The sequence below is a fragment of the Planktotalea sp. genome (assembly GCF_050633725.1).
In the GTDB taxonomy this organism is placed as follows: Bacteria; Pseudomonadota; Alphaproteobacteria; order Rhodobacterales; family Rhodobacteraceae; genus Planktotalea.
On sequence record NZ_JBOEHB010000011.1, the window covers coordinates 21217 to 34021 of the forward strand.

The window sequence follows — 12805 nt, forward strand, 5'->3', positions numbered from 1 at the left end:
GATTTAGCCCCCTTAAGACTTCTGGAACATGGCGAGCATGCGCCGTGTTACGAGAAAGCCGCCGAAAATATTGATGCCTGTCATAAAGACCGACAAAGCCGCGAGCAGGATCACCAGGAAGGAGCCAGAACCGATTTGCATCAGCGCGCCCAGAATGATGATCGAAGAAATCGCGTTTGTGACCGCCATGAGTGGTGTGTGCAAGCTGTGCGCCACGCCCCAGATAACTTGGAAGCCAACGAAGACCGCCAGAACGAACACGATGAAGTGCTGCATGAAGCTTGCTGGAGCCACAAGGCCAACACCGAGGAGCAAAGCCGCGCCAACCGCAAGCAAAGTCACCTGCTGTTTGGTTTGTGCTTTGAACGCGGCCACTTCTTCAGCGCGCTTTTCTTCAGGGGTCAGTTCTTTGACCTCTGCCTTTGGCTGCGCCGCAATCGCCTGAACCTTTGGGGGTGGCGGTGGGAAGGTGATTTCGTTCTCGAACGTCACTGTCGCGCCGCGGATCACATCGTCTTCCATGTCGTGATTGATCTGGCCGTCTTTTTCAGGGGTCAGGTCAGTCATCATGTGACGGATGTTTGTCGCGTAAAGCGTCGAGGCCTGCGTCGCCATGCGAGATGGGAAATCGGTGTAACCGATGATGGTCACGCCGTTGTCAGTGACGATCTTCTCGTCTTTGACAGTCATCTTGCAGTTACCGCCCTTTTCAGCGGCAAGGTCAACGATCACAGAGCCGGGCTTCATGCTCTCGACCATATCTTTGGTCCAAAGCTCTGGCGCTTCGCGGTTCGGGATCAGGGCCGTTGTGATAACGATATCCATGTCCGGTGCGATTTCGCGGAACTTGGCAAGCTGCGCCGCTGCAAATTCAGGGCTGGAAACAGCGGCATAACCACCTGTAGCCGCGCCGTCCTGCTGCTCTTCTTCAAAATCAAGGAAGACGAACTCAGCGCCCATGGATTCAACTTGCTCGGCCACTTCTGGACGTACGTCGAAGGCATATGTGATCGCGCCAAGGCTTGTGGAAGTACCAATCGCGGCAAGACCCGCAACACCAGCACCCACAACCAGAACCTTCGCTGGGGGAACTTTACCCGCAGCCGTGATCTGACCTGTGAAGAAACGTGGGAAGTTGTTACCCGCTTCAATCACAGCGCGGTAACCCGCGATGTTTGCCATAGAGGACAGTGCGTCCATCTTCTGAGCGCGGGAAATACGTGGCACCATTTCCATGGCAATCACGTTTGCGCCCTTTTTCTTGGCCGCTTCCATGCCCGCCTCGTTGGCGGCAGGATTGAAGAAAGAGATCAACGTCTGATCAGCGCGCAGGCGCTTTAGCTCGGCGTCTTCTGGCTGGCGTACTTTTGCGACGATGTCAGCAGCTTTCCAAAGCGCAGCGGCGGTTTTGACAACCTCAACGCCCGCTTCTTGGTAAAGCGCATCCGAGAAACCGGCATTCACGCCAGCACCCGTTTCAATCACGCAGTCGTATCCGAGTTTCTGGAGCTGTTTCGCGCTGTCAGGCGTCATGCCTACGCGGTTCTCCCCCTCGAACACTTCCTTAGGTGTTCCAATTTTCAATGGTCTGTCCCCTTATTAGTCATATTTAGATGGCGCAGGAGCGCGGACTTGACGTAGTCCCTAATGCCCTAGCGTGTTTCAGACAAGCAGATGTGGCTATCTGGCGTGAGTATGTCGCGATTTACAGTTGAAAAACCTCAAACCCACCGACGAACGTCTTGGCAGTAGCGCGCAAAACTGGCCCTGAACTTTCTTCTCAGTGCATTTTCTTCACCTAGAATAAAGCGCTTCTCGATGATCCACACGAAAATTGGGACCAACGGCAGTGCTAACACCGCATCCCAACGCAGAATCAATCCCATGAGAACCAGCGCATCACCGACATAGATCGGATTGCGCGTGCGTTTGAATATACCTGATACCACCAGTTGATCCGCTTCTTGTCGCGGAATGACAGTCGTGCGCATACGGCGCATTTCATAGACGGCCAAGAGCATGAGTATAATGCCGCCGCCGACCAAAAGACCGCCGACGAAATCTGCCCAAGCACCGCCAAAGCTGAGACCATAGCTCAGCGCCGCACTTTGCCAATAGGCAAGCAGCGCAAACCCGAGCAGCCAAACCGGTGGGATATCAATCCACTTAAGCATCTGGTTTATGCGCTCCGCGTTCGGTCCAGCCGATCAAGCCCGTTTGCAAAACCAACACGTTCTCGCGCCCCATAAGGCGTGCGGCAAACGTCGCTTGCGCTGACAAAGACCCGGTATTGCACAATAAAACGACCATGCCGCTCTCAGGCAGCTCGTCCAAACGCGCAGGAACCTCGCGCCATTCGATATTGATGGCTCCCGGAATGCTTCCTGCTTCGAATTGCTCTGCACTGCGCGTATCAACGAAAGTGACCGAGCCAAAAACATCTTCGGTCAGTTGCTCAGGCAAAATGATGCCCGCTTCGTAGGTGGCGAAATCCATGTAGCCGATGACCTCGTCAGAAAGGTCATCCGCAGCTAGTGGCGATGCCAGTGCACCAATGAGTAGCGCTGTTTTGAAAACCTGCTTCATTCGAATTCCATTTCCTCATAGACGCGGCCGGCGTTCTTGGTCGCAAGTTCTTCGAAGGTATCAAGGTTCAGGTAAGGCGATTGATCGACGTAATAGGCCTCGGCCAGATCGCCGCCGTCTTCAATATGCGCACCGATCTTTTCGCGCAGATAAACAAGGTAGTCGCGGGTATAACGCGTGACTTGCGCCAGATTGGTCGGATGACCGTGGCCCGGAATGATATAGGTCGGGTTCATTGGCGCAAACGCAGTTTCCCACGTCTCGACCCAGCAACTTGTGCAGGTATCGGCAAAGATCGGGGGCATGCGTTCATGAAACGCGATGTCACCAGCGATCATCATAGACCATTGGGGGATCCAAACCTGTGTATCACCGGGGCCATGCGCAGGGCCGAGGTGTAGAATTTCAAAGGTCACATCGCCCATTTCGACGACTTCTTTGTCCGAAAAGGTGCGCGTTGGCATCACCGCGCGCGTGCCTTCGGCCTTGTCACGGTTATAGCGCTTCATGCCCTCAAGGATGTTGAAGCCGCGCTCTTCAACCTCATGGGCGGCGTCTTCGTGCATCAAAATCTCGACGCCTTGGTCTTCCCAATAGGAATTGCCAAGCATCGCATGGCCTTGACCGTTTTCACTAACAACCAGTTTAACAGGTTGATCAGTTACTGCTTTGATCTCTTGATGGAGCGCTTCGGCAAGGCGTGCAGACGCGCCGCCATTGACGACCAGCACACCATCACCCGTCACAACAAAGCTCAGATTGTTGTTATGACCCGAATTTTCATAAGTAGGAGGTGCCGTTGCCCCGATGGCCGAAAACACATGCGGAATTACCTCAACGGGCTTCGAATACAGCTCTGATTGTGGGTATTGATCTGCGATATCCTCGCTCGCAAATGCAGGGGCTGCTGCCAAAACGGCAACTGAAAAGAATCTATACATGGGGGCCTCCAACCTTTGCGGCAAACATTCACAGAACGGAATGGGTATGTAAAGCATCGCGAAAGTGACGGAACGACGCGCCCTTGCTCTTGCGCGGGTGAAGGATAAACTGACGGGATTGCTGCGCTACGTCAGCGCAACATCCGATCAACCGCGAGGACCCCGCCCGATGCTAAGCCGAGACGCAATAAATGCGTATTGCAAATCCTTGCCCCACAGCACGCATGTCGTTCAATGGGGCAATTCGGACGTTTGGAAAGTCGGCGGCAAACTCTTTGCCGTATGTGGATGGTCAAACGGGGAAAGCGCAGTGACATTTAAGGTTACTGACCTTGGCTTCGAGGTTCTAAGCGAAATGCCCGGCATTCGCCCCGCGCCGTATCTCGCATCGCGGGGCATGAAGTGGGTGCAAGTCTATGACGACCCAGGGCTACCAGATGCGGAACTAAAGGCGCATATCGAAGCCAGTTACGAGATGATCAAAGCGAAGCTGACGAAGAAACTGCGCAGCGAATTGGGCTTTGATTGAACGCCCGCGGACCGCAACTTAGGACTTTAGGCCCGCACCGAGCAATTTCGCCAGTTGCTTGGTACGTGCTTTGTAGATTTCGTAACTTGGCGCGGGGGTTTTCAACCCATAGTAGGACGACATGATCGTTTGACCCGTAATATCGGGATCATCGCAATCAATCCGCCCGAGTTCAGCCTCTCGCTTTAGCCAATCCGTAAGCGAAAGGCGGATGCCTGTGGCGATATCGTCAACCGCCTCATGTGCCAAGCCGCTCTTGGCTTCCATTAATTCGTCGCCGTGTTCTGCATCCAAAAGCAAAGCCATTACCCCGTCCGGATCAAACGCGTCGAACACGTCGTTCAGCACTGCTTCAGGCGATCCTGAGCGCGTCAAAACCTCATCAATATGCGTAGCAACATTGGTAAAATAACTAATGCTGAGGTAGATAAAGACATCTTCTTTACTTTGGAAATGCAGATATAGCGCGGGACGCGACATACCAGCTTTGAGCGCGATCAAACGCATCGATGTTTTACGAAACCCATGTTCGGCAAACACCTGAAACGCCGCTTCTGCGATCGCCTTTTGTTTTTCGGTTTCAATACCTTCGCTGCTCATTTTGGCGTTCTGACAAAAAATGTTCATTTTGTCAATTGACAGACTGACATTTCGCCCTACTTTTGTCAGAGAGCCACGAGGAGAGCGCAAATGACGAGTGCAATTACCGTAAATGGGACGGTCCGCGAAGTTGATCTACCCGAGGATATCCCCCTCCTCTGGGTCTTGCGGGATGAGTTGAACCTAACAGGAACCAAGTTTGGCTGCGGCGTCGCGGCCTGTGGGGCTTGCACGGTTCATATTGACGGCGTTGCTGTGCGCTCTTGTCAAACAACGCTTGCGGAAGTGGACGGCGAGGTCACGACAATCGAAGGTCTGGGCACGCCGGAAACCCTGCATGCCCTGCAAAAAGCTTGGATCGATCATCAAGTCGCTCAATGTGGCTACTGCCAATCTGGGCAAATCATGCAAGCCGCTGGTCTTCTTGCCGAGAACCCGAGCCCAAGTGATCAAGACATCGATGATGCTATGCAAGGCAATCTTTGCCGATGTGGCACCTACCCACGTATACGGGCCGCGATCCACGCGGCCGCCAAAACAACGCAGGGAGAATAAGACATGGCATCCCTCAAAAAGATTGCACGCCGCACGTTTCTGATTGGTTCCGCGGCTATTGTTGGCGGCGTTGCCTTTGGTGCGTATAAATTCACCCGCCCCTTGGTGAATCCATTGGAAGCGGGCCCGAATGAAGCCGCTTTGAACCCGTTCATCTTCATTGACCAAGACGGCGTTACAATCATTACCCCTCGCGCGGAAATGGGCCAAGGCGTGCACACAACGCTCGCAGCGCTTGCCGCCGATGAACTCGATATCCCATGGGAAGACGTGCGCGTTCTGCACGGCCCCCCCGCCGCCGCTTATTACAACAGCGCAATGATGGGCGCGGCGCTACCCTTTGCCGAATACTCCAAAAGCGCATTTCTGCATTCGGTCTCAAACGCGCTCGATGAAACCAACAAACTGCTCGGCATCCAAATGACCGGTGGCTCTACATCCATGAAAGACGGCTATGAACGTTTGCGCTATGCGGGTGCCTCTGCGCGCGAAACGCTCAAGCTGGCGGCGGCCAAAGCTTTGCAAGTTTCAGCAAACAGTCTCACCACCAAGAACGGACGAATTTTCGCGCCAGACGGAAACTCTGTCAGCTATTCAGACATGGCGACGCTTGCCGCAGAAATCGATCCTCCGCAGGTAGAATTGCGCCCCAAGTCTGAGTGGAAATACATCGGCAAAACCATGCCGCGCGTTGATATGCTTGGGAAATCCACAGGCACCTCGACTTTCGGCATAGATACACGCCTTGAGGGCATGAAATTCGCCACCGTGCGCATGAACCCGCGCTTGGGGGCTGCGATGAAATCGATGGACACAAGCGCTGCCGAGAACATGGCAGGCGTTGAAAAGATCATCGAATTGGACGGCGGTTATGCCGTGGTTGCCTCTAATACATGGTTGGCGTTTCAAGCTGCAGATGCGGTTGTGGCCGATTGGGGCGAAGCCCCCTATCCCGCAGAACAAGACGCCATTTGGAGCGCCATCGAGCAAAGTTTTGACGGCAAAGCCAATTCGAACATGCGCGACGATGGCAATACAGATGGCGTGATTGAAGGCGCAACAGAAATCAGCGCCGAATATCGCATGCCCTTCCTTGCCCACGCGACTATGGAGCCGATGAACGCAACGGCACTTTATACGGGCGAAACTTTGGAAGTCTGGTGCGGAAACCAAGCGCCAACCATTCTTCGCAGCAGATGCGCCGAGGCCGTTGGCTTGACTGACGAACAGGTCACGCTCAACACCGCTCTCATGGGCGGTGGGTTTGGCCGTCGAACTGAAATCGACTTTAGTGTTTTGGCCTCGAAAATTGCCAAACACATGAAGGGTGTCCCAGTGCAAGTCGCTTGGACGCGTGAAGAAGACATGTCACATGATTTCTTCCGCCCCGCCGCAATCGGCCGCTACAAAGGTGCGGTTAAAGATGGCAAGGCTATGATGCTAGACGGCAAAATTGCCGGTCCATCCGTTTCTGCAAGCGCCTTGCCGCGGTTGATGGGGCTTGCGCCGGCAGGCCCTGATAAGGTTCAGGTCGAAGGCGCGTTCGATCAACCTTACAAAATTCCGAACTATCGTATTTCTGGCTATGTCACCGATATGCAAGTCCCGCTCGGGTTTTGGCGATCTGTTGGCAATTCGGTCAACGCTTTTATGCACGACAGCTTTTTAGACGAGTTGGCCCATGCGGCGAGCGCCGATCCGCTTCAATTCAGGCTTGATATGATGCGCGACGAACATGCACCTTCTGCTGCAGTTCTTGAGGCCGTCGGTGAAATGTCTGGCTGGAACGGTGAAAAGCAAGCGGGCATCGGGCGCGGCGTTGCCTTTGCCCATAGCTTCGGAACGCCTGTCGCGCAGGTGATCGAAGTCATCGACGAAGACGGTTCAATTCGCATCAATCGTGCGTGGATCGCAGCAGACCTTGGCACAGTTCTTGATCCTGGAAATTTGAATGCGCAGCTATATGGCGGGATGATCTACGGGCTTTCCGCTGCCTGCTTTGGTGAAATCACTTTTTCTGATGGCAAGGTCGAACAGGGCAATTTCCCGGACTACGACGCGCTGCGCATCCACAACGCCCCCATCACCGAGGTTCAAATCCTGCAAAGTGGCGGCTTTTTGGGCGGCGCAGGCGAGCCGGGCACGCCACCTTCAATGTCTGCTCTGACCAATGCAATCTTTGATCTTACGGGCAAGCGCGCACGCACGCTGCCCCTGATGCATGAGTTTGATTTACTTACCTAAAACACGATCATTCCGCGACAACGCTGCGTTAGCAAAGCGTTGTCGCGGGGTGCCAAAACACGCAGTGCCCAAGGTCTGCCACATTTCGCGTCGCGCTTTCTAAAAATCGTCTCAATTCGAGCGCAAACGCGCCCTGAACCGATTGTATCTATTTCGGAAACAGCACGGAAACACAGTGTTTCCTTTGGCTTTTCTATAATGGAACAACGGCATGCCTAACGGATATCTGGTAACACTCGGCGACAACTCGCTTGATGTGAATGACACGATAGATGCGACGCAGATTTTCTTCACCATTGCCAGCACGATTGGCGCAGGCGGCTGGCAATGGACGGGTGTTTGGGATGGCAACGGGTCCACCTATTTCAACATCCCTGACAGCGGAACCTTTTATGAAGGTACGGACGGAAACGTCTATTTCGTTCCAGATACATGGTACACGACAAGCGGAAGCGCCTTTGTCACCTCTGGTCCGTCTTATACTTCGTCTGGCGCGGTCGATGGAACAAGCGGCGCAGATACAATTGATGCCAGCTATACTGACAGCGATGGCGATCAAGTCGACGCGGGCGACGGAAGCGGCGCACTGGGTCACGAAGACACGATCAGCGCAGGCGATGGCAATGACAGTGTCGATGCTGGCGCGGAAAACGATCTTGTTTATGGCGGCGGCGGTTCTGACACGCTCGAAGGCGGTGCGGGCAATGACACGCTCTATGGCGACACAGATGTGATCGCGCCGGGCGGCATCGCAGGGAATGACAGTATTTCAGGCGGAGCTGGCAGCGACGAAATCTATGGTGAAGACGGCGCAGATACCCTTTTAGGAAATGGAGGCAACGACACGCTTTTCGGAGGCGACGGTGCGGACTCCATTGCTGGCGGCAGCGGCGCTGACCAGATTTTGGGAGGGGAAGGCAACGACTCGATCTCAGGGGGCAACGGCAACGATACGATCATTGGAGGCGAAGGCGCAGACAGCATTGATGGCAACGACGGCGATGACTTCATTGGTGTCGCACCAGTTTCAGATAGCACCACTTTGGATTGGAACAGCGTCGGGGCAAACGGCACATTCGCAATGGCTGGCGCGAGCGAAACACTGAACGTCACGGTTTCGACGACAACGAACGGCGCGGGACAAACAGCCAATACCAACTCTTACGGATCACCCTCGGCCGATGCTCTTTGGGTCTCTGGCATCACCCAAGCCATCACCACGACAATGACCTTCGACAGCCCTGTCGAAAACGCCAACTTTGAGATTTATGACCTCGATCAGAACGCCGGCTCTTGGGATGATCTGATCACAATCATCGCGCTTGATAGCGAGGGCAACCAGGTCACGGTGAACTTCTCTGATCTGGACGGCCTCCATTCAGTCGATGGGGACACATTAAACGCCGATGGCATGGCCAGTGGCGGCGTTGAAACCACCGGCGCGGACGATTCCGTCACCGTTTCGATCCCGGGCCCGTTTGTTCAACTCTCCTTCACCTTTGATAACGGAGAAAGCGCCACAAACAGCGGATTATTCGGCGTCGGCAATATGACCTTGGACTTCACCACCAATCTGGATGAAGAGCCGGGCGATGACACGATCAACGGCGATGACGGGAATGATACGATCTACGCAGGCAGCGGAAATGATAGCATTTCCGGCGGCGCTGGCGCGGATGAAATGTATGGCCAAGATGGCGATGATGTTTTCAATGTCGGCGAAGGCGATAGCGCTTATGGCGGAGACGGGGATGACTATTTCACGCTTGTCGATCTTGGGGAAACCGTCGGCGCAGGCAACAATATCTTCATTCAAGGCGACGAAACCGGTGAAACTGCGGGCGATACGCTAAATCTTGGCGGACTTGGCAGCGCCAGTGACATTGTTTTCTCAAACAGCGATGACGCGCTTGGCGGGTTGAGCGGAACTTTGGTTCTTGACGATGGCACCGTTCTAACCTTCGAAAACATAGAGCGTATCATTTGCTTTACCCTCGGCACCCTAATCGACACGCCTTTTGGCCCGCGCGCAATTGAGACTCTAAAAGCAGGTGATTTGGTCAACACGCGCGATGCGGGCGCACAGCAAATTCGCTGGATGGGTGCGCGCACCCTGCCCTGCACCGCCAAAACGGCACCGATCCATTTCGATCTCGGCGCGCTCGAAGGGCAAACGCATCCTTTGACGGTTTCTCCGCAACATAAAATGCTGATCACCCACTTCGCGAGCGAGCTCTTGTTTGGGGAGAGCCAAGTGTTCTGCTCAGCAAAACATATGCTTGGCGGCGCGATCACCCAGTCGAGCCAAAAGATGGTAACCTATGTGCACCTAATGCTCGACAGCCACCAAGTTATTACGGCCAACGGAGTTGAAACCGAAAGTTTTCACGCAGGGCCAGAAGGTCTCAAAGCTTTGTCGCAGGCCTCAAAAGAGGATCTATTTCGCGCATTCCCCGCGCTCAAAGAGGATCCCTATGCCCACGGGCGCACCGCACATCCGTGCCTCAAAAGCAATGAAACCCGCTTGCTGATGGATGAAATCGCACATGCTGATGCATGGCGTGCAACGCAATTGGCCGCTTAAGCGCTTTTCAGCACGTGGCCGAGGCGACGCTGGGCAAAGCTCTGTGCTGCAGCGCCAAAGGCCTCAAATAATGGGCGTGAAACAGGATCGTCCGTCGCATTCCATTCAGGGTGCCATTGCACTGAAGCTGTAAACCCGGGCGCATCTTTCACATAGATCGCCTCTGGCGTGCCATCTTCGGCAGTGCCATCAATAACTATCCGCTCGCCCGCGCGCTTGATGCCTTGCCCATGAAGGGTGTTTGTCATCACTTCCGTTGCGCCGAATATCTGATTGAACAACCCGCCTTCGCTCACAGTTACTTTGTGACGAATTTCGAACTTCTCTTCGAGCGTGCCATCAGGGGGCATGCGGTGATTCATCCGCCCCGGCAGATCACGAATTTCCGGATAAAGCGTGCCGCCCATAGCAACATTCACTTCTTGAAAACCTCGGCAAATCCCGAGAAACGGTTGGCCTTGCTCGACACAAGCCCGCACAAGAGGAAGCGTGATTGCATCGCGCGCGGGATCGAATTCGCCATGCGCATCCGTGGCCTCTTCTCCGTACTGCTCCGGGTGAACGTTTGGCCGCCCTCCCGTCAGCAAAAACCCATCACACTGCACCATAAGCTCCTCGACACTCACGTAGCGAGGATCGGCAGGAATGAGCAAAGGCATACAGCCCGAAACATGGGCAACAGCAGACGCATTCATGTCCCCGCCCGCGTGGACGGGATACTGATCGTTCAACAAATGGGTATTGGAAATTATTCCGACGACGGGACGCGACATGAATGCTCCGAGAATAGCTGAATTGCCTTCATGTTATAAAACAGATCGCAGCGCGTGCAATGCGTTCGTGATTTTCGCAAATCTTTTCGATGGCGAATGTGCTGCTGTGCTAGAAAAACAGACTTACCCCAACCGCATCCTCTCTCTCAAAATATCCCGGGGTGAGCGCAAAGCGCGAGGGGCAGCGCCCCTCCTTAAGCAACGCTGGCTTTTAATTCCAATCGGCGCGCATGCAGAACAGGTTCAGTATATCCCGATGGCTGCTCGCGTCCCTCAAAGACCAGATCGCAGGCGGCCTTATAGGCAATTGTGTCAAACCCCGGTGACATTTTCCGATAGAGGTTGTCCCCTTCGTTTTGCTGATCCACGACTTCGGCCATTTTCTCAAGCGCAGCGCGCACCTGCATTTCGCTCACCACCCCATGATGAAGCCAATTGGCAAGCGCTTGGGATGAAATTCGGCAGGTTGCGCGATCTTCCATCAGGCCCACATCATTTATGTCAGGCACCTTGGAGCATCCGACGCCTTGATCAATCCAGCGCACCACGTAGCCCAGAATGCCCTGCGCATTATTCTCGATCTCGCGCTGGATCTGCGCAGGGGTCCATTGCTCATACTTCGCCAGTGGGATTTCGAGCAAAGCCTGCACATTGGCCCGTCGCCCGCCTGCTTTCAGCTTTTCTTGCACTGCGACCACATCAATCATGTGATAGTGCAAAGCGTGCAGCGTTGCCGCCGTCGGGCTTGGCACCCATGCACAGCTTGCACCCGCTTTTGGGTGGGCAATCTTTTGCTCGAGCATATCGGCCATAAGATCGGGCATCGCCCACATGCCTTTGCCAATTTGCGCGCGCCCCTGAAAGCCGCACTCAAGCCCGATATCAACATTCAGATTTTCGTAGGCGCCAATCCAACCCTTGCGCTTGATAAAGTCTTTGCGGCTAAACGGCCCTGCTTCCATCGAGGTATGAATCTCATCGCCTGTGCGATCCAGAAACCCTGTATTGATAAACGCGACCCGCGACTTCGCTGCGCGAATGCATTCTTTCAGATTGGCAGAGGTGCGGCGCTCTTCGTCCATAATCCCGATTTTCACGGTATTGCGCGGCAGACCCAGAATGTCTTCGACTTTTGCGAAAATCTCATTGGCAAAGGCAACTTCTGCCGAGCCATGCATCTTGGGCTTTACGATATAAACAGAGCCATGCACCGAATTTCCGCTCTCGCGTTTCAAATCGTGCATTGCGATCATCACTGTACAAAGCGCATCAAGCAAACCTTCCGCGATCTCGCGCCCCTCACGGTCAAGCACTGCGGGGTTTGTCATCAAATGCCCGACATTACGCACCCAAAGCAGCGCGCGTCCTTTAAGGGTTATCTCGGAACCATTCGCCCCCGTATAGATGCGATCCGCGTTCAAGCGGCGGGTCATCTGCGCGCCGCCTTTCTCGAATGTCTCTTCCAGATCGCCCTTCATCAGACCAAGCCAATTTGAATAGGCTACGACCTTATCTTCAGCATCAACGCAGGCGACGCTATCTTCGCAATCCATAATGGCCGTTAACGCGCTTTCAAGCACAACGTCCGCAAGGCCCGCCTGATCGCGACTGCCAATGGGGTGCGTGCGATCAAATAGCAATTCAACATGCAGACCGTTGTTGCGCAGAAGTACTGCATCTGGCGCTTTGGGATGGCCACGATAGCCGATAAATTTCTCGGGCTGCGCAAGAGGTTGATCATCAATCAAAAGCGCTCCGTCGCGGACATGATAACGGCGCACATCCGCGTGCGACGTGCCGATGATGGGAAAGAACTCATCCAGCAAAACCCGCGCGCGCGCAACAACCCGCGCGCCGCGCCCTTTATCATAAGGCCCCTTCGGCGCAGCGCTGCCCATTGCGTCTGTGCCGTAAAACCCATCATACAGGCTGCCCCACCGCGCATTCGCCGCATTCAAAGCAAAGCGCGCGTTGGTGATCGGCACAACAAGCT

Annotated in this window: 11 protein-coding genes; 4 read left to right on the plus strand and 7 right to left on the minus strand. The window is 54.5% G+C overall.

The genetic code is table 11. From position 1 onward, the window contains the following. Window positions 1–12 precede the first annotated feature (12 nt). The 4 genes from ACRBCU_RS10290 to ACRBCU_RS10305 form a co-directional block, all read right to left on the minus strand. A complete protein-coding gene (locus ACRBCU_RS10290) occupies window positions 13–1584 on the minus strand; it encodes a Re/Si-specific NAD(P)(+) transhydrogenase subunit alpha (RefSeq protein ID WP_431365295.1) in 1572 nt (523 codons plus the stop codon). A 137-nt stretch (window positions 1585–1721) separates the two neighbouring features. Beyond that, the gene (locus ACRBCU_RS10295) at window positions 1722–2174 is read right to left on the minus strand and encodes a methyltransferase family protein (protein WP_431365296.1); all 453 of its coding nucleotides are present in this window, start codon (window positions 2172–2174) and stop codon (window positions 1722–1724) included. After that, the gene (locus ACRBCU_RS10300; protein ID WP_431365297.1) at window positions 2167–2586 is read right to left on the minus strand and encodes a rhodanese-like domain-containing protein; all 420 of its coding nucleotides are present in this window, start codon (window positions 2584–2586) and stop codon (window positions 2167–2169) included. The genes ACRBCU_RS10295 and ACRBCU_RS10300 overlap by 8 nt, the downstream gene beginning before the upstream one ends. Further along, the gene (locus ACRBCU_RS10305; RefSeq protein WP_431365298.1) at window positions 2583–3527 is read right to left on the minus strand and encodes an MBL fold metallo-hydrolase; all 945 of its coding nucleotides are present in this window, start codon (window positions 3525–3527) and stop codon (window positions 2583–2585) included. The genes ACRBCU_RS10300 and ACRBCU_RS10305 overlap by 4 nt, the downstream gene beginning before the upstream one ends. Window positions 3528–3696: 169 nt before the next feature. On the opposite strand from ACRBCU_RS10305, the gene ACRBCU_RS10310 reads away from it, so the two are divergent. Then, entirely contained in the window at window positions 3697–4056 is a 360-nt protein-coding gene (locus ACRBCU_RS10310; RefSeq protein ID WP_431365430.1) for an MmcQ/YjbR family DNA-binding protein, read from the plus strand. Between the two features lie 18 nt (window positions 4057–4074). Here ACRBCU_RS10310 and ACRBCU_RS10315 read toward each other — a convergent pair whose 3' ends face one another. Next, on the minus strand, window positions 4075–4656 hold the full coding sequence (locus ACRBCU_RS10315; RefSeq protein WP_431365299.1) for a TetR/AcrR family transcriptional regulator: 582 nt from the start codon (window positions 4654–4656) through the stop codon (window positions 4075–4077). A gap of 90 nt (window positions 4657–4746) precedes the next feature. On the opposite strand from ACRBCU_RS10315, the gene ACRBCU_RS10320 reads away from it, so the two are divergent. The 3 genes from ACRBCU_RS10320 to ACRBCU_RS10330 all read left to right on the plus strand — a co-directional run bounded on the left by ACRBCU_RS10320 (window position 4747) and on the right by ACRBCU_RS10330 (window position 10039). After that, complete coding sequence (locus ACRBCU_RS10320; RefSeq protein ID WP_431365300.1) at window positions 4747–5211, plus strand: (2Fe-2S)-binding protein; 465 nt, start codon at window positions 4747–4749, stop codon at window positions 5209–5211. Between the two features lie 3 nt (window positions 5212–5214). Next, window positions 5215–7455, plus strand: a complete 2241-nt coding sequence (locus ACRBCU_RS10325) for a molybdopterin cofactor-binding domain-containing protein (RefSeq protein ID WP_431365301.1) — start codon at window positions 5215–5217, stop codon at window positions 7453–7455. A gap of 211 nt (window positions 7456–7666) precedes the next feature. Beyond that, the gene (locus tag ACRBCU_RS10330) at window positions 7667–10039 is read left to right on the plus strand and encodes a Hint domain-containing protein (RefSeq protein WP_431365302.1); all 2373 of its coding nucleotides are present in this window, start codon (window positions 7667–7669) and stop codon (window positions 10037–10039) included. On the opposite strand, the gene ACRBCU_RS10335 is transcribed toward ACRBCU_RS10330, so the two are convergent. Next, entirely contained in the window at window positions 10036–10812 is a 777-nt protein-coding gene (locus ACRBCU_RS10335) for a gamma-glutamyl-gamma-aminobutyrate hydrolase family protein (RefSeq protein ID WP_431365303.1), read from the minus strand. The genes ACRBCU_RS10330 and ACRBCU_RS10335 overlap by 4 nt on opposite strands. A 194-nt stretch (window positions 10813–11006) precedes the next feature. After that, the coding region (locus tag ACRBCU_RS10340; RefSeq protein WP_431365304.1) for a malate synthase G at window positions 11007–12805 on the minus strand (1799 nt) is incomplete at its 5' end.